The following is a 17,675-nucleotide window of genomic DNA, read 5'->3' on the forward strand; positions in this document are numbered from 1 at the left end:
TCGGCGGATTATACCCTTGAATAGCGTTCAGGTTAACCCGTCTGCGTGCCTTTCCTGCGCCTGATTCAGCGTCAGGCGCCCGCTGGCTGGCGGCTCCGGCCCCATCACAACAATTTTGTTGCGAAATACTGTATTCAGCGCGGTGTTGCTGGTAGAATCTTGCGCCATCAATTACGTAAGCGGGTGTCGTGGTTAAAACGACGCTTTATTGCACAAATCCATTGACAAAAGAAGGCGCAAAAGGCATAGTCCTCGGCCTTTGATTTGTCCATATAGAACACATTTGGGAGTTGGACCTTGGCTAATATCAAATCAGCTAAGAAACGCGCCGTAACATCTGAGAAACGTCGCAAGCATAACGCGAGCAATCGTTCTATGATGCGTACTTTCATCAAGAAAGTATACGCGGCTATCGCAACCGGCGACAAAGCTGCTGCGCAGAACGCATTCAACGAAATGCAACCAATCGTGGACCGTCAGGCTGCTAAAGGTCTGATCCACAAAAACAAAGCTGCACGTCATAAAGCAAACCTGACTGCTCAGATCAACAAACTGGCTTAATCGCCGTCTGTTAATCGCTTTGTTAAAAGAACCGGCGCTTCGCCGGTTTTTTTATGCCTGCGATCCGTGGCTGAACAGCGCGCTGAAGTCGCGATGGCAAATGCTCTGCACCGCCGGATGCTGAATCATGCGCCCGGCAAAAATAACGTGATACTCCTCCATCACCGTCTCCAGCCTGCCGATCTCGCGCACGCTATCGTCACGATAGACATCATCCCCGTACAGCGTCGGTGCGACAAAGATCGCATTGTTCTGCGCGCCAAACGCCTTCATCAGCGCCGCATCATCAAATTCACCGAGAATCTCAACCTGTAACCCCTGGCTGTGGATCCAGTTCAGCAGCTTGCGCCCCAGCATCGAACGCCGGCCGGGCAGCAGCAGGCGCCGCTGCTCCAGACAGGCCGGAAACGGCAGCTCAGGCAGTGGCGCATTACACCAGAAGCTAACCGGACATTCGCCGAGCTTGACCGAAAACAGCCCGGCCTGCTGGGTTGAATCAATCGGGCAGTCGGAGAGGATCATATCCAGCTTGTGCTGGCTGAGCTGCTCCAGCAGCATTTCATGCGTTGATTCAAAGCAGCGCAGCTGAATTTTCTCGCCGGCCATCACCACCGTTTCCAGCACCTTGCTCACCAGCTGTTTTGACAGCGCATCCGCCACGCCAACATCAAACAGCAGATGCGACTCCTTGCGGTAGTTAACGATATCGAGCATTTCCTGGCTGAGCATAAACATGCGATCGGCATAGCGGAACACCAGCTGCCCCAGCTCGGTGGGCACCAGACCGCGCCCCTGACGGCGAAACAGCACGCCATCCAGCTGCTCTTCCAGCGCTTTGATCTGGCCGGTTACGGTCTGCGGCGTGAGGCACAGCACTTCAGCGGCGCGCACCACCGAACCGGTTTTGCACACCTGCCAGAAGTAGTAGAGATGATTAAAATTGAGCTGATTCATACCATAAAGGAGGCTTGCGCCTCTCCTTATTAGCGCAGTTTGATGCGCAGCAGCGTGTAACCTATCACCGCCGACAGCAGTGAACCGCTAAGAATGCCCAGCTTCGAGAACGTCACCAGCTGTTCATGCGCGGCGTCAAACGCCAGCGAACTGATGAAGATCGACATGGTAAAGCCGATACCGCACAGCACGCCGATTGCCATAATGTCGCGAATGGTGGTGCTGCCAGGCAACGCCGCCAGCCGCAGCTTCACCGCCAGCCAGCAGAACAGCGTGATACCTAACGGTTTACCAATCAGCAGACCGAGGATAATGCCAAGCGGCTCCGGCGACAGCACATCGCCAAAGGTGATGCCGCTGAGCGAGATGCCGGCGTTGGCGAACGCGAACAGCGGCAGGATCAGCCAGTTCACCCACGGCATCAGTCCGTGCGCCAGGTGCTCAGCCGGTGAGTGTCCCTCTTTCTCCTCCAGCGGCACAAAGAAGCCCACCACCACGCCCGCCAGTGTGGCATGCACGCCGGACTTCAGTACCGCGGTCCACAACACCACGCCCACCAGCATATACACCGCGATGTTGCGCACCCCGCAGCGATTGAGGATCGCCAGCAGCACGATAGCGCCGCCCGCCACGCTCAGCGACAGCACTGACAGATCGCTGGTATAGAACAGCGCAATAATCACGATGGCACCGAGGTCATCAATGATCGCCAGCGCCATCAGGAACACTTTCAGCGCCGCCGGTACCCGGCTGCCGAGCAGCGCCAGCACGCCGAGCGCAAAGGCGATGTCGGTGGCGGTCGGGATGGCCCAGCCGTTGCGGGCAACTTCGTTATCATGATTGAACAGCAGGAAAATGAGCGCCGGCGCAACCATGCCGCCCAGCGCCGCAATCACCGGGAAGATGGCGCGATCGCGGCTGGCCAGCTCGCCGCTGATCAGTTCACGCTTCACTTCGAGGCCTATCAGCAGAAAGAACAGCGCCATCAGCGCATCGTTAATCCACAGCAGCAGGTTTTTGCTGATATCCAGCGCGCCGAAGCGAATCTGTACCGGCTCCGCCAGCAGGTTTTGATAGCCCTGCGCGGTGGCGGCATTATTGGCCAGCACCATCGCCGCCACCGCCGCCAGAATCAGTACCATGCCGTTGCTGGCGTCACTTTCGATAAAGCTTTTCAGCAAGCTTCGAATACTACGGGGTTTGTTCACAACTCCTCCTGAGCAGAGACATTTGGTGGAGAAGTTTAGCCGCTGCAACACCTCGTTAAAAGCAGCTTATGTCTCGTTTATTGCTCGGGATTTTCGAGTTATGTGCCAGGCCGGGCGTATTGCAGCGGAGGGAGGGGCTGAAAGCGGACGGACGCAATACGGCGCTGGTCGCTAAGCAGGTAGCGCGCCGTCAGGCCTGGTGGTTAGTGCAGGTCAGCAGCGTCACGTCATCCGTACGCTGCTGTGGCAGCGCATTATCGCCGGCAATCTCATGCTGGGCGCAGTGAGGCTGATGCGGATGCAGGCCGCCTGGCGGTGAGAAAGGCTCAGCCATCTGGGCACTTGCCAGCGCGGAAAACGCCACAAGCGCTGTTGAAAGTAACAACGGTAGAAGTCGCATAATTTTTTGTCTTTTCACTCTAACGGTCCGGAATGGACCAGGCATGCAGGTGATAATCCAGCCTGAGAGGTGGCAAACAGTGTTTTCCACGGTCAGTCAGGTTTCAGTGAAGGATTTTACGCCACTCAGGCACAGGAATTTATAAAATCGTGCGGTTTATCACAGTTTACCGCACGATTTATGCATTATCAGACTTTAACCGGAATGTAAAAGGTGCCCTGCAGCAGATCCGGCGTGCTGTAGCGGAGATCGAGCTTAATCAGGTCCTTGCCCGGCCGCCGCGCCACGCCGAGCGCAGGCAGATGGTTGTAGTACACCTCTGCGGTGAACGCATTGATCTCTTCCGGCGCGCCGTGCCAGTCAATCTCCGCATACAGTCCGCTTTCACCGGTCCAGTTCTGTACATTGCCGGTCAGCACGTCGGCATACTGGCTCTCCAGCGCCTGGAACAGGCTGATATGCTGCTGATCGCTGGAGTTAACCCCCGGACTGAACTGGAAACCGAGCCAGCCACGCTGCACGTGCTGGCCGGCGAAGGCGATGAAATCACGCGTATGCTGCGCCACCACGTGATTGTGATGGTCAATGTATTCGCCGAAGCGGCACTCCCACTCAATCACTTCTCCGCACAGCTTCAGCTCCGGCTTCTCTGCCAGGCGCGCACTCACCCACTGCCGCTGGGTGGAGATGCGGCTGTGGAAGTCTTTCATCTGCATCTCAGGAATGCGGCGATAAGCGCCTGGCGTCATGGCGAAGTGGCTTTTAAACACCCGGGTGAAGTTTTGCTGATTATCAAAGCCAAACCGCACGGCGATATCGATAAGCGGCATGCTGGTCAGGCGCAGCGCCATGGCAGCGAGCGTCAGGCGACGTTTGCGCGTGTACGAGGCCAGCGTCTGGCCGGTCATCTCTTTAAACATGCGCTGCATGTGCCACTTGGAGTAACCGGATTTAAGGGTAATCAGATCGATGTTGAGCTCGTCGGTCAGATTGGCCTCGATCCAGTCCACCAGATCGTTGATGTACTGTTTTTTCAGATTCAGGCTGAGCATTTTTTTTAATTGAATGGGTTGGGAAAGGCGGTGCTTTTGCGTAATCCGTCACATAATTATAACAAAATCGTATGGATAACGTAAGGAAGAGTAAAGACAGCGAGACGGGAAAAGCATTAATTGCTTAGGTAACTAACCTTTTATCGTCTTAACGGCATCGCATCATTGAGCAGTGATTTGCCTGCGCATAGCGGTGCGCATTAATGCGCACCCTACGAAAATCGTGCATCACCTGTAGGGTCGCCATTGATGGCGACCGATAATGCTTAATCAACCGGGCAGGCGTGCCTGCCCTCATCGACCACTCAGTGCGAACGCATGCCCGCTGCCGTCATCATCATACGAAACAGTGATGCCACCACGCCCAGTGCCAGCACGCTTGCGCCGTAGATGATTACTAACCACAGCACGCGCTTCCACCAGGGGGCTTTCGTTTCAGTGGGGTTGTTCATATTGCTGACCTCGGTTTGCATCTCAGTGGTATCCTTCGTCGGCTTTGATTTTTCCGCGGAACACGTAGTAACTCCAGAATGTGTAACCCAGAATCACCGGAATAATCAGTAAGCTACCGACCAGCATAAAGGCCTGACTCTGCGGCGGTGACGCGGCGTCCCAGATGGTGATCGACGGTGGAATAATGTGCGGCCATACGCTGATACCGAGGCCGGAGAAGCCGAGAAACACCAGCGCCAGCGTCAGCAGGAACGGCGAGTAGTGCGCCTCACGCTTGATAGCGCGCACGATGCCCCACGAACACAGCAGCACCAGCACCGGCACCGGCAGGAACCAGAACAGGTTAGGACGGCTGAACCAGCGGTGCGCAATCGCATCGTGGGTGAATGGCGTCCACAGGCTGATAATGCCGACAATCAGCAGCAGCGCGATCACCAGCGGCGTCGCCAGCGCGGACATCTTACGGTGCAGCTCATGCTCGGTTTTCATGATCAGCCAGGTACAGCCCAGCAGCGCGTACGCCACCACCAGACCGACGCCGCAGAACAGCGGGAACGGCGCCAGCCAGTCCAGCGCCGAGCCGGCAAACTCGCGCCCTTTCACCGGGAAGCCATCGATAATCGCACCGACCGCAACGCCCTGACTGAAGGTCGCCAGCAGTGAACCGGCGATAAATGATTTATCCCAGAACGCGCGGTGTTCTTCCGTGGCCTTGAAGCGGAACTCAAACGCCACGCCACGGAAAATCAGGCCAATCAGCATCGCGGTGAGCGGAATGGCCAGCGCATCGGCAATCACCGAATAGGCCAGCGGGAACGCACCGTACAGACCGGCACCGCCCAGCACCAGCCAGGTTTCGTTACCATCCCAGACCGGCGCAACGGTATTCACCATCATGTCGCGCTCAACTGCATCTTTGTTGAACGGGAACAGGATACCGATGCCAAGATCGAAGCCATCCATCACGATATACATCAGGGTGGCGAACACGATAATGGCGAACCAGATAATGGAGAAATCGATCATTTATTTACCCTCCTGCGGTTCGTTCAGACTCTCATGGGCCGCAGAAAGCGGACGCGCAGGTGTTTTATCCTGCCCCGGACCACCGTGGCGCACATCTTTACCCTCGCCGGTCAGCGGACCTTTCTTAATCAGGCGCATCATGTAAACGTAGCCGACACCAAACACTGACGAATAGACGAGGATGAAGGCCAGCAGGCTGATGCTCATATGCAAATCACCATGCGCCGACACCGCATCAATGGTGCGCTGCACGCCGTACACTACCCATGGCTGACGACCAATTTCCGTGGTAAACCAGCCGGCAAGAATGGCGATCAGGCCGGACGGGCCCATCAGCAGGGCGAACCACAGGAACGGCCGGGAGTTATACAGCCGCTTTTTGTAACGCAGCCACAGGCTCAGCACGCCGAGGGTGATCATCAGCAGGCCCATCGCCACCATGACGCGGAACGACCAGAAGATCACCAGCGAATTCGGACGGTCCTCTTTCGGGAAGCTCTTCAGCGCCGGGACCTGTTTGTCCAGGCTGTGGGTCAAAATCAGGCTACCGAGGTACGGCACTTCCAGCGCATATTTGGTGCGCTCTTCATCCATATCCGGAATACCGAACAGAATCAGCGGCGTCGCTTCTCCCGGCGGGTTTTCCCAGTGGCCTTCAATCGCCGCAATTTTTGCCGGCTGATGCTCAAGGGTATTCAGGCCGTGCGCATCGCCGATCATCGCCTGAATCGGCGCTACGATCAGTGCCATCCACAGTGCCATGGAGAACATTTTGCGGATTGCCGGGTTATCGTTACCGCGCAGCAGATGCCACGCGCCAGACGCGCCAACAAAGAAGGCGCTGGCGAGGAAGGCCGCCACCGACATATGGAACAGGCGGTACGGGAACGACGGGTTGAAGACAATCTTAAACCAGTCCTGCGGCACCACGATGCCATTCTCAATGATGTAGCCCTGCGGGGTATGCATCCAGCTGTTGGACGCGAGGATCCAGAAGGTTGAGATGATGGTGCCGAGCGCAACCATGCACGTGGCAAAGAAGTGCAGGCCCGGCCCAACGCGGTTCCAGCCAAACAGCATCACGCCGAGGAAGCCCGCTTCAAGGAAGAAGGCGGTGAGCACTTCATACGTCAGCAGCGGACCGGTAATACTGCCGGCAAACTGCGAGAAACCACTCCAGTTGGTACCAAACTGATACGCCATCACCAGTCCGGACACCACGCCCATACCGAAGTTAACGGCAAAGACTTTGGACCAGAAGTGGTAGAGATCGCGATAGGTCTCGTTACGGGTTTTCAGCCACATGCCTTCGAGCACCGCCAGGAAACTGGCGAGACCGATGGTGATGGCCGGGAAAATAATATGGAAGGAAACAGTAAAGGCGAACTGAATCCTGGCCAGGTGGAAGGCATCTAATCCAAACATTGCTTACCTCTTTGCCACAAGATTGCACCGAATTTTTACTTATAATTAACAAGTTTGACGCACAAGATTATTATTTCGTGACGTCGGAAGAGATTCACGCCAATTGTAAGGCAAGCGGCGAGAACAAAAAGAAACAGTGGGAATGGCTAAAACTATAACAGTATTTTTTGATTTCGATCATTGTTTTCACCAGAAACTACTTGTTTAAAATCACTAAGTTAAGGTTAAAGCCCGTGATTTATTGTGACAATCTTGTTATTAAGCAGAGCGAGAGAAAAAGGCGTTAATCTGGTAACTGGCTAATTTAGCTGTTAATTACTGCGCAAGACAAAACGGCACAGGACCGCACCGTCACGTTACGCTGTAAAATTTCCTGCACAGTAGCCAGAAAGAAACTTTGTTAATTAAAAGATAATTTTTATAGACCAAAAAGAAATTAATTTGCTGCCTTTCGGTGACATTCTGTGAGCCATCGCGCATTAACCCGCTGGGGCATGGCATTTGCCAGCGGCGTCAGGCTGTGCTTTGTTAAAGCAGCACAGTCCGGTTAATCAGCGAAGGAGAGGTTATGACCCGTCTTACCGCCCAGGATTTTCCCCAGGAACTGCTTGAGCTTTATGACTACTATGCGCACGGTCGCATCAGCAAGCGCGAGTTTCTCTCGCTGGCCGCGAAGTTCACCATCGCTGGCATGACCGGAGCCACCCTGCTCAGCGCCATGAGCCCCAATTATGCGCTGGCAGAGCAGGTGTCGTTTACCGATCCTGATATCAACGCCGAATACATTCACTACCCGTCGCCCCAGGGACATGGCGAGGTACGCGCTTATCGGGTGCGCCCGACTCACGCCAGCGGCAAGTTGGGTGCCGTGGTGGTGGTACACGAGAATCGCGGCCTGAATCCTTACATTGAAGACGTGGCGAGACGGGTCGCCAAAGCGGGCTATGTCGCGCTGGCGCCGGATGGCTTAAGCTCGCAGGGCGGCTATCCGGGCAATGATGAAGAGGGCCGTGCGATGCAGGCCAAAGTCGACCCGACCAAACTGATGAACGATTTCTTCGCGGCGGTCGATTTCCTGATGCAACATCCCGAGGGGAACGGCAAGGTCGGCATCACCGGCTTCTGTTATGGCGGCGGCGTGGCCAATGCGGCGGCAGTGGCGTTTCCTGAGCTGGCCTGCGCCGTGCCGTTCTACGGCCGCCAGCCAAAAGCGGAAGATGTTGCGCGCATTCAGGCGCCGCTGCTGCTGCACTATGCCGCGCTGGATAAAGGCATCAACGAAGGCTGGCCAGCCTATGAAGCCGCCCTGCAAGCCAGCCACAAAACCTATGAAGCGTATATTTATCCCGGCGTGAATCACGGCTTTCACAACGACTCAACGCCACGCTATGACAAAGCTGCCGCAGAACTGGCATGGCGTCGCACACTCGGCTGGTTTGAGAAATATTTGCACGCCTGAGCCTGGCGCGCCGCGACGGCACTCACGCTGTCTGCGGCGCTTTAATGATGCGGTGGACATTGCTTTCCAGCCAGTCGGCGAGGCCGATGACCTGCCCTTCCACCTCATGGCCCAGCGCCGTCAGCCGGTACTCCACGTGCGGCGGCACCACTTCATAAGCGATACGCTCAATGAAGCCATCCTCTTCCATGTAGCGCAGCGTCTGCGCCAGCATGCGTTCACTGATGCCACCAATCCGGCGGCGCAGTTCGCTGAAGCGCAGCGTCTCAGCACGCAGCGCCAGTAACACCAGCACACTCCAGCGGCTGGTAATCCGTTTTAACACTTCACGTGACGGGCAGTTCACATTGAGCAATTCACCACGGGAAAATTTATCACTCAGGTTTTCAGCCATTTACATCACTCCGCTCAAACTAACAAATCTGTAAGTACTTACTAAAAGTTAGTTTATCTCGTAGGCTGTTTCCATACCAGTTCAACCTGAGGAAAAACACCATGATTGCGATTACCGGAGCCACTGGCCAACTGGGCCGTTTAGTGATTAATGCCTTGCTGAAGAAAGTACCGGCCAGCGAGATCATCGCGGTAGTACGTTCACCGGAAAAGGCGCAGGACCTGCAGGCGCTCGGCGTCGCGCTGCGTACCGCAGATTACAACCAGCCACAGACGCTGCAGGGCGCCTTTGCCGGCGTGCAGAAAGTGCTGCTGATCTCCTCCAGCGAAGTGGGCCAGCGCGAAGCCCAGCACCGGGCGGTGATCGATGCCGCCAAAGCGGCAGGCGTGTCATTTATCGCGTATACCAGTCTGCTGCATGCCGATACCTCGCCGCTGGGTCTGGGCGTCGAACACCGCGCCACCGAAGCGCTGCTGCAGGCTTCAGGCATCCCTTATGCCCTGCTGCGTAACGGCTGGTACAGCGAAAACTATTCGGCCAGCATCGCACCGGCGTTAGCGCATCATGCCTTTATCGGCGCGGCGGGCAACGGGCGCATCGCGTCGGCGGCGCGCGAGGATTATGCTGCCGCGGCGGCAGAGGTGATCAGCCGTGACGATCAGGCCGGCAAAGTGTACGAACTGGCCGGCGATGACAGCTATACGCTGGCAGAATTCAGTGCGGAGATCGCCCGCCAGTCCGGCGAACAGGTGGAGTACGTTAACCTGCCGCCTGCGGAATTCAGCGCGGCGCTGATCGGAGCCGGTTTACCCGCGCCGCTGGCCGAACTGCTGGCGGATTCCGACGCCGGTGCCGCCCAGGGCGCCCTGTTCGACGACAGCCACACGCTCAGCAAACTCATTGGCCGCCCGACCACACCGTTCGCCGCGGTAATTAAGGCCACGCTGGCAAAGTAAGGCGCTGATGGCGCCCTCACCTGCGGTGAAATCCGGGGTGAGGGCGACGAAAAGCCCTCTTTTCCCCGTCTCGTTTGCCATCAAATGATCAACCTCTTCCCGCTTTTTTGCCGTCATCACTGACGATTTTTTTATTTACAGATAAATCTGTTCATTTATTTAAAGCTTCATCTGAAACACTGCTTTCAATTCCTGAAATATAGGGCGTTGTATTCGCTGAAAAAAGCCTTAAAAAGCCGATCAATCGACAAGATTTATTACGTTCATAGATATTTCGCATTGTTGTCTCATCGGGTCAGAGATCTATAATTTGTCCTTTGAGCAACCAGGCAATTTCAGGAGGCCGCTATTAATACTAACCACCAGCAACGTCAAGCTTTCGGAGAACACGAAGCCCATGCTGATCTGGGGTATCAATACGATCCTCACGAGTTTATCCGCGAAGGTATGCAGGATTCGGAGCCGGAACCCGAGCTGATCGAAGGCCTGCCTGCGCCTGATGCGCTGACGCCTGCCGATCGCTATCTGGAGCTGTTTGAGCACGTGCAGACGTCACGTATTTTTGCCGACAGCAAAACGTTTCCGGACTGCGCGCCTAAATTCGATCCGCTGGATATTTTAATCCGCTATCGCCGCCGCAAACGTTCGGCGGAGTTCGACCTGGAAAAATTTGTCCACGAGCATTTTTATTTACCGCAGGTCAATGAGAGTTTTTATGTTTCCAATCCGGATAAAACCCTGACGGAACATATTGACGATCTGTGGCCAGTGTTAACCAAAATGCCGCAGCAGCATTTACCGCATTCGTCATTGCTGCCGCTGCCGAAGCCCTACGTGGTGCCCGGCGGGCGTTTTGGTGAAACGTATTACTGGGACTCCTACTTCAGCATGCTGGGACTGGCCGAAGCGGGCCGCGACGATCTGCTGCGTCATATGGCGGACAACTTCGCCTGGCTGATTGATAACTACGGTCACGTGCCGAATGGCAACCGTACCTATTACCTCAGCCGCTCGCAGCCGCCGGTGTTCGCGCTGATGGTCGAGCTGTTTGAAGAGGACGGCATTCGCGGCGCGAAGCGCTATCTTGACCAGCTGATGAAAGAGTATCAGTTCTGGATGGACGGGGCTGGCGAGCTGATGCCGCACCAGGCCTATCGCCACGTGGTGCGCATGCCGGATGGTTCGCTGCTCAACCGCTATTGGGACGATCGCGACACGCCGCGCGATGAGTCGTGGATGGAAGATGTGGAAACCGCCAGCAAATCGCGTCGGCCGGCCAGCGAGGTCTATCGCGATCTGCGCGCCGGTGCCGCTTCCGGCTGGGATTACTCTTCGCGCTGGTTGCGCGATCCACAGCGTCTGGCCAGCATTCGCACCACCCAGTTTATTCCGGTGGATCTGAATGCGTTTCTCTACAAGCTGGAGCTGATGATCTCGACGCTGGCGCACGCGAAGGGTGAAGAACTCACCGGCCTGGCGTGGCAGAAGAAAGCGGATGCGCGCAAGCAGGCGATTCATCGCTATCTGTGGGACAACACCGCAGGCGTGTACCGCGACTACGACTGGCGACGTGAACGCTTTGGTGCCTTTACCGCAGCGGCGGTGGTACCGCTGTTCCTGGGGCTGGCATCGCCCGAGCAGGCGCATCTGCAGGCGGTGGCCCTGCGCCAGTTGCTGCTGACACAGGGCGGCCTTGTCACCTCCATGGTGGAGAGCGGCGAGCAGTGGGATAAACCCAACGGCTGGGCACCGCTGCAGTGGATGGCGGTGGTCGGACTGAATAACTACGGTGAAGAGACGCTGGCAACCGAGATTGCGGTCAACTGGCTGACCACGGTGAAGAATTTCTATTCGCTGCACCATAAGCTGGTAGAGAAGTACGATATCAGTGGCGACCGCGCCCGCCCGGGTGGCGGCGGTGAGTATCCGCTGCAGGACGGCTTCGGCTGGACCAACGGCGTCACCCGTCGCCTGCTGGCGATGTACGGGCATTTGCTGGCGGACTGATAATGCGGTTGGGTGTGGTAGCAGGCGGGATACTGCGGCCTGATGCCCTCACCCTGGCCCTCTCCCACAGGGAGAGGGAAACGCTGCCATATGCAGGACTGAGACAGCCCAGGTTAATTCAAGATCCAATGCCCCGCTCGATCGGTCCCCTCTCCCGCAAGCGGGAGAGGGCTAGGGTGAGGGGAAAAAACGCACTCCCCCCTCAATTCCCCTGCAAAAACGCCAGCAGATCCGCATTCAGCTGGTCCTGATGCGTCACCGCAAAACCGTGCGGGCCGTTCTCATACACTTTCAGCTGCGAACCCGCAATCATCTCGTGCACCAGCTTACCGGTGGCTTCAAACGGCACCACCTGGTCGTTACTGCCGTGGATCACCAGCGTCGGCACATCCACTTTGGCAATATCCGCACGGAAATCCGTCTCAGAGAACGCGGTCACGCAATCCAGCGTACCTTTCAGCGACGCCAGCAGCGCAATGTTCAGCGTCTGCGTCAGCACCCCATCGGAAACCGTCTGGCCCGCGTTGGTGCCGTAAAACGGCGTGGCGAACTCTTTAATAAACTGCGCACGATCCTTCAGCAAACCCGCTTTGATCCCGTCAAACACCGCTGATTCCACCCCTTCCGGGTGATCGTCGGTTTTACCAAAGATCGGGGTGACGGCGCCCAGCAGCACCAGTCCTTTCACTTTCGCGGTACCATAACGACCAATGTAGCGCGACACATCCCCGCCGCCCATCGAGAAGCCCACCAGGGTCACCTCATCCAGCTGCAGGTGCTCGATCAGGCCGTGAATATCGTCGGCAAAAGTGTCGTAATCGTAGCCTTCCCACGGCTGATCGGAGCGACCAAAGCCGCGGCGGTCAAACGCGATGACGCGGTAGCCGCGCTCGGCAAGAAAGTTGAGCTGGCTGTCCCACATATCGGCATCCAGCGGCCAGCCGTGGCTGAACAGCACCGGCTGCCCCTTGCCCCAGTCTTTGAAGTACAGGTTTACGCCGTCTTTAGTCTTGAATGTGCTCATGTTTTTTCTCCGTTAGTCAGTGATGTTGTGTCTGGCAATCAAACTAGCGCGGGATGCTGGAAAAACCTAAAGCAGAGATTTTGACAACTTGTGCAAAGATTTTTGCCAAGCCCTGCCGTCAAAAATCCTTGTACAAGTTGGCCGATTTTTTCCGCTATCTCCTGACGGGCGAGCTTCGTATCGTGCTCTCATCGCTCACTGACAGGAACAGCCTGATGAACCAGCCAAATCCACAAACAGCGCGCAGCGGCGCGTTTTCCCCTTTCGCCTACGGGCTTTTCGCCGTGATCTGGACCGCTTCGGTGCTTGGCAATACCGGTAGCTTTATCCGTGACGTCGCCAGCGCCTGGCTGATTACCGGACTGTCGGATAACCCAACCGCCGTCGCGCTGATGCAAACCGCCGCCACCCTGCCGGTATTTCTGCTGGCGCTGCCGGCCGGCGTGCTGTCGGATATTGTTGACCGCCGCCGCCTGCTGATTGTGGTGCAGCTGCTGATGGCCAGCGTCAGCGGCACGCTACTGCTGCTGTCGCACAACCACTGGCTCACCGTTGAATGGCTGATCGGCCTGACCTTTGTCGGCGGCGTCGGCGCGGCGCTGTTCGGTCCGGCATGGCAGGCCATCGTGCCGGAGCTGGTACCCCGTCATGAGCTGAAAAACGCCGTCGCGCTCAACTCGCTGGGCATCAATATCGCCCGGGCGATTGGACCGGCTACCGGCGGCCTGCTGCTGGCAAGTTTAGGTGCTATGGCCGCTTACGGTGCCGATGTCGCCAGTTATTTTTTCGTCATCGCCGCGCTGTTGTGGTGGAAACGTCCGGCGAAAGCCGCTACCGCGCTGAATGAGCACTTCTTTGGCGCTTTCCGCGCCGGGCTGCGCTATGTGAAAGCCAGCCGCGAACTGCACCGCGTACTGTTGCGCGCCGCGCTGTATTTTGCCTTCGCCAGTGCCATCTGGGCGCTGCTGCCGCTGGTGGCGCGCACCATGCTGCACGGCAGCGCGGGCTTTTATGGCTTGCTGCTTGGGGCCGTCGGTGCCGGTGCCATTGCCGGCGCGCTGCTGCTGCCGCGCCTGCGTGCCCGGCTGAGCCATGATGGACTGATGCTGCTCTCCGCCGTGCTCAGCGCGCTGGTCATGGTGGCGCTGTCGCTCAGTCCGCCGCAGTGGCTGGCGCTGCTGCTGATGCTGGTACTGGGCACCGGCTGGATCATCGCGCTGACGACCCTCAACGGCGTGGCGCAGGCGGTGCTGCCCGACTGGGTGCGCGGTCGCGGGCTGGCGGTCTATCTGATGGTGTTCAACGGCACGCTGGCGGGTGGCAGTCTGGCCTGGGGGCTGATCGCCCAGCACATGGGCCTGGCACCAACGCTGATGCTGGCCGGCGCGGCGCTGCTCATCACGGCGCTGCTGGCAAAACGGCTGGCGCTGCCGGCGGGCGAAGCGGATCTGCAGCCAGCGCAGCACTGGGCTGAACCAGTGGTGAGCGATGCGGTGGATATCCGCCGTGGCGCCGTACTGATCCAGATTCGCTACCGTGTTCCCCAGGCCGATCGCGCCGCTTTCCAGCACGCCATGCACAAACTGGCGCAGGCGCGACGCCGTGACGGTGCCTATGCGTGGGGATTAATGGAGCAGACCGACGATGCCGGAGCGCTGCTGGAGTGGTTTATGGTGGAGTCATGGCAGGAGCATTTGCGTCAGCACCAGCGCGTCTCGCGCGCCGATGCTGAGTTACAGCAGGCGGTACTGCAGTTCCATCAGGGGGATGAACCCCCGCAGGTCAGCCATCATATTGCGCTGTGATCAGGCTGGCGCGTAGATGTCACTCAGGCCGGGCAGCGTCGGCAGGCGCTCGCGCCACCAGATAGCCGCGTTGCCGCAGGCGCTCTCATTCCACGCCAGATAGGCGATATCGCGCCGGCACTCGCTGTCCAGCTGGCGCGCCACCAGCGCACCGCTCGCCAGGTGCGGGCGCGCCAGGTAAAGCGGCAGATAACCACAGCCGAGCCCGGCGAGATGCGCCTGCAGTTTGGCCGGGAAATCATGCACGCTCAGCGTCTTCTGCTCATCCAGCACGCGTAAATCCATCCCGGCACCGTGGCGGGATGAATCATGCACCGTGACCGCGCGATACTGGCGAATCTGTTCACGCAGCAGCGGTTCGGGCTCCGCCGCCAGCGGATGGTCAGGAGCGACAGCGAACACATACTCCAGCCAGCCCAGCGGCTGGCAGACAATCTCTTTGCGCGTGGCGGGTTCCTGAACCGCGCCAAAGACAATGTCCGCTTCGCCGTAGTGCAGCGCTTCCCAGCAGCCGGCCAGCACGTCCTGACGGAACTGCAGCTGGGTGTGCGGGTGCTGCTGATAAAATTCGTCAATCAGCGGCGTGAGGATGCTGAACGGCAGCGAAGCATCCACGCTGATGGTCAGCAGACTCTCCCAGCCGCTCTCCACGTAGCGCGCCTGCTGCTCCAGCTCGTTCACCGCACGCAGCAGCGTTCGCCCTTTTTCCAGCATCAGACGGCCGGTCGGCGTGAACGTGGCGCGATGGCCGGAGCGATCGAGCAGCGTGATTTTTAAATCGCTCTCCATCTTCTGCACGGTATAGCTCAACGCCGACGCGGTTTTGAACAGTCGCGCGGCCGCAGCGGCAAAGGTGCCATGACGATCGAGCGCATCCAGAATCAGCAGCGCCTCCAGATTTAAACGCATTCCCTACCCTCCGTAAAAAAAGTTGAACGACAACGTAAAAACAATCCGTTATCAATAACTGCTGTCATTTCGTATTTTTTTCCTCATCGGCGCAAGCATTTTTAACCGCGCATTAACACGGTGGCTGAGGGCCGCTACGCTTAATTTAACGGAGAGAACAGAATGACGACCGCATCCCTGATTTTTACCAACGGTAAGTTTCACACCGTCGACCGCGCAAACCCGCTGGCCACCGCCGTGGCCATCAAAGACGGCAAGTTCCTCGCCGTAGGTAGCGAAGCGGACGTCATGCGCTTTGCCGGCAGCGACACGCAAATCATCGACGCCAAAGGGCACACCGGCATTCCCGGCCTGAACGATTCCCACCTGCATCTGATTCGCGGTGGCCTCAACTACAACCTTGAGCTGCGCTGGGAAGGCGTGCCGTCGCTGGCCGATGCGCTGCGTATGCTGCGCGAACAGGCCCTGCGTACGCCGTCACCGCAGTGGGTGCGCGTGGTCGGGGGCTGGAGCGAGTTCCAGTTTGCTGAGCGCCGCATGCCGACGCTGGACGAAATCAACGCCGCCGCGCCCGATACGCCGGTCTTCATTCTGCATCTGTATGACCGCGCGCTGCTCAATCGCGCCGCGCTGAAAGTGGTGGGCTACACCAAAGAGCCCCCCAACCCGCCGGGCGGCGAAATCCAGCGCGACAGCAATGGCAATCCGACCGGCATGCTGATCGCCCGTCCTAACGCCATGCTGCTGTACGCCACGCTGGCGAAAGGGCCAAAGCTGCCGCTGGAACAGCAGGTTAACTCGACGCGTCAGTTTATGCGCGAGCTGAACCGCCTCGGTCTGACCAGCGCCATTGACGCCGGCGGCGGCTTCCAGAATTACCCGGACGATTACGACGTGATCGCCGAACTGCACGCGAAAAAGCAGCTGACGGTACGCATCGCCTATAACCTGTTCACCCAGCGGCCCGGCCACGAACTGGAAGACTTTGAGAAGTGGACCGATATGCTGAAGCCGGGCCAGGGCACCAATTTCCTGCGCCACAACGGTGCCGGTGAAATGCTGGTGTTCTCGGCGGCGGACTTCGAAGATTTCCTCGAACCGCGCCCGGATCTGGCACCCGGCATGGAAGATGAGCTGGAGCGTGTGGTGCGCCACCTGGTGGAGCATCGCTGGCCGTTCCGCCTGCACGCCACCTATAACGAATCGATCAGCCGCATGCTGGATGTGTTTGAGAAGGTGAACCGCGACATTCCGTTCAATGGCCTGCACTGGTTCTTTGACCATGCGGAAACCATCACTGAAGCCAATATTGAGCGGGTAAAAGCGCTCGGCGGCGGGCTGGCGGTGCAGCATCGCATGGCTTTCCAGGGGGAATACTTTGTCGATCGCTACGGTAAAGAGGCCGCGAAGCAGACGCCGCCGGTGGCGCGCATGCTGGAGGCCGGCGTGCCGGTCGGCCTCGGTACCGATGCCACCCGCGTTGCCAGCTATAACCCGTGGACCGCACTGTACTGGCTGGTTTCAGGCCGTACCGTCGGCGGGATGCAGCTGTACGATGACAACGCACGCATCGACCGTGAAACCGCGCTGATGCTATGGACCAAAGGCAGCGCCTGGTTCTCCAGCGAGCAGAGCGCCAAAGGTGAGATCAAAGTCGGCCAGCTGGCGGATCTGGTGCTGTTATCGAAAGATTTCTTCAGCGTACCGGAAGAGGAGATCAAAGGCATTGAATCGGTGCTGACGCTGGTGGATGGCAATGTGGTGTATGCCGCTGGCAGCTTCACGCCGCTGGCACCGCCGCCGGTGCCGGTGTTGCCGGAGTGGTCGCCGGTGGTTACCGTGCCTGGTCACTACCGCAGCGCCCCGCCGCAGACCAGCGGCCGCGCCGCGCGGATGCCGCAGGTACACCAGTGCAGCGGCCCCTGCGGCGTGCACAGCCACGCCCATGATGTCGCGCGCCAGTCATCGGTGCCGGTGTCAGACAACAACGCGTTCTGGGGTGCGCTGGGCTGTTCCTGTTTTGCGTTTTAAGTGATCAAGGG

General features: G+C 58.1%; 16 protein-coding genes. 6 read left to right on the forward strand and 10 right to left on the reverse strand.

The genetic code is table 11. The features are described 5' to 3' along the window. The first annotated feature begins 297 nt into the window (after positions 1 to 297). Positions 298 to 561, forward strand: coding sequence for a 30S ribosomal protein S20 (gene rpsT / locus F3J41_RS11955; RefSeq protein WP_013507813.1), 264 nt, complete (start codon positions 298 to 300; stop codon positions 559 to 561). 51 nt (positions 562 to 612) lie between these two features. On the opposite strand, the gene nhaR is transcribed toward rpsT, so the two are convergent. The 7 genes from nhaR to F3J41_RS11990 form a co-directional block, all read right to left on the reverse strand. Beyond that, positions 613 to 1,515, reverse strand: coding sequence for a transcriptional activator NhaR (gene nhaR, locus F3J41_RS11960; RefSeq protein WP_058780421.1), 903 nt, complete (start codon positions 1,513 to 1,515; stop codon positions 613 to 615). A 29-nt stretch (positions 1,516 to 1,544) separates the two neighbouring features. Continuing rightward, entirely contained in the window at positions 1,545 to 2,723 is a 1,179-nt protein-coding gene (nhaA, locus tag F3J41_RS11965) for a Na+/H+ antiporter NhaA (RefSeq protein WP_031279712.1), read from the reverse strand. Between the two features lie 190 nt (positions 2,724 to 2,913). Further along, positions 2,914 to 3,057, reverse strand: a complete 144-nt coding sequence (locus tag F3J41_RS11970; RefSeq protein ID WP_164861030.1) for a hypothetical protein — start codon at positions 3,055 to 3,057, stop codon at positions 2,914 to 2,916. 254 nt (positions 3,058 to 3,311) lie between these two features. Then, positions 3,312 to 4,175, reverse strand: coding sequence for a helix-turn-helix domain-containing protein (locus F3J41_RS11975; protein WP_166711246.1), 864 nt, complete (start codon positions 4,173 to 4,175; stop codon positions 3,312 to 3,314). Positions 4,176 to 4,480: 305 nt separating this feature from the next. Further along, positions 4,481 to 4,648, reverse strand: a complete 168-nt coding sequence (locus F3J41_RS11980; RefSeq protein WP_021507606.1) for a DUF2474 domain-containing protein — start codon at positions 4,646 to 4,648, stop codon at positions 4,481 to 4,483. A 1-nt stretch (position 4,649) separates the two neighbouring features. Next, a complete protein-coding gene (cydB, locus tag F3J41_RS11985) occupies positions 4,650 to 5,654 on the reverse strand; it encodes a cytochrome d ubiquinol oxidase subunit II (protein WP_021507607.1) in 1,005 nt (334 codons plus the stop codon). Continuing rightward, on the reverse strand, positions 5,655 to 7,079 hold the full coding sequence (locus tag F3J41_RS11990) for a cytochrome ubiquinol oxidase subunit I (RefSeq protein ID WP_021507608.1): 1,425 nt from the start codon (positions 7,077 to 7,079) through the stop codon (positions 5,655 to 5,657). It abuts the gene before it with no gap. A 568-nt stretch (positions 7,080 to 7,647) separates the two neighbouring features. On the opposite strand from F3J41_RS11990, the gene yghX reads away from it, so the two are divergent. Beyond that, on the forward strand, positions 7,648 to 8,538 hold the full coding sequence (gene yghX / locus F3J41_RS11995; protein ID WP_166711249.1) for a YghX family hydrolase: 891 nt from the start codon (positions 7,648 to 7,650) through the stop codon (positions 8,536 to 8,538). A 22-nt stretch (positions 8,539 to 8,560) separates the two neighbouring features. Here yghX and F3J41_RS12000 read toward each other — a convergent pair whose 3' ends face one another. Continuing rightward, positions 8,561 to 8,932 carry a helix-turn-helix domain-containing protein gene (locus F3J41_RS12000; protein ID WP_021507610.1) on the reverse strand — a complete coding sequence of 124 codons (372 nt, stop codon included), beginning with the start codon at positions 8,930 to 8,932 and terminating at the stop codon, positions 8,561 to 8,563. A gap of 101 nt (positions 8,933 to 9,033) precedes the next feature. Here F3J41_RS12000 and F3J41_RS12005 point away from each other — a divergent pair, with 101 nt between their 5' ends. Together F3J41_RS12005 and treF are read left to right on the forward strand one after the other, a co-directional pair. Beyond that, a complete protein-coding gene (locus tag F3J41_RS12005; RefSeq protein ID WP_132466743.1) occupies positions 9,034 to 9,888 on the forward strand; it encodes an SDR family oxidoreductase in 855 nt (284 codons plus the stop codon). 348 nt (positions 9,889 to 10,236) lie between these two features. Beyond that, a complete protein-coding gene (gene treF / locus F3J41_RS12010; protein ID WP_058759659.1) occupies positions 10,237 to 11,895 on the forward strand; it encodes an alpha,alpha-trehalase TreF in 1,659 nt (552 codons plus the stop codon). Between the two features lie 202 nt (positions 11,896 to 12,097). Here treF and F3J41_RS12015 read toward each other — a convergent pair whose 3' ends face one another. After that, on the reverse strand, positions 12,098 to 12,919 hold the full coding sequence (locus F3J41_RS12015) for an alpha/beta fold hydrolase (RefSeq protein WP_010616452.1): 822 nt from the start codon (positions 12,917 to 12,919) through the stop codon (positions 12,098 to 12,100). Between the two features lie 215 nt (positions 12,920 to 13,134). On the opposite strand from F3J41_RS12015, the gene F3J41_RS12020 reads away from it, so the two are divergent. After that, entirely contained in the window at positions 13,135 to 14,724 is a 1,590-nt protein-coding gene (locus F3J41_RS12020; RefSeq protein ID WP_127833654.1) for an MFS transporter, read from the forward strand. Here the strand turns inward: F3J41_RS12020 and F3J41_RS12025 are convergent, their stop codons facing one another. Next, positions 14,725 to 15,633 carry a LysR family transcriptional regulator gene (locus tag F3J41_RS12025; protein ID WP_021507614.1) on the reverse strand — a complete coding sequence of 303 codons (909 nt, stop codon included), beginning with the start codon at positions 15,631 to 15,633 and terminating at the stop codon, positions 14,725 to 14,727. A 162-nt stretch (positions 15,634 to 15,795) separates the two neighbouring features. Between F3J41_RS12025 and F3J41_RS12030 the strand changes: the two genes are divergently transcribed. Then, a complete protein-coding gene (locus tag F3J41_RS12030) occupies positions 15,796 to 17,664 on the forward strand; it encodes an amidohydrolase (RefSeq protein WP_166711251.1) in 1,869 nt (622 codons plus the stop codon). Positions 17,665 to 17,675: the final 11 nt, after the last annotated feature.

The sequence above is a fragment of the Pantoea sp. Ap-870 genome (assembly GCF_011752515.1).
GTDB classification, from domain to species: Bacteria; Pseudomonadota; Gammaproteobacteria; order Enterobacterales; family Enterobacteriaceae; genus Pantoea; species Pantoea dispersa.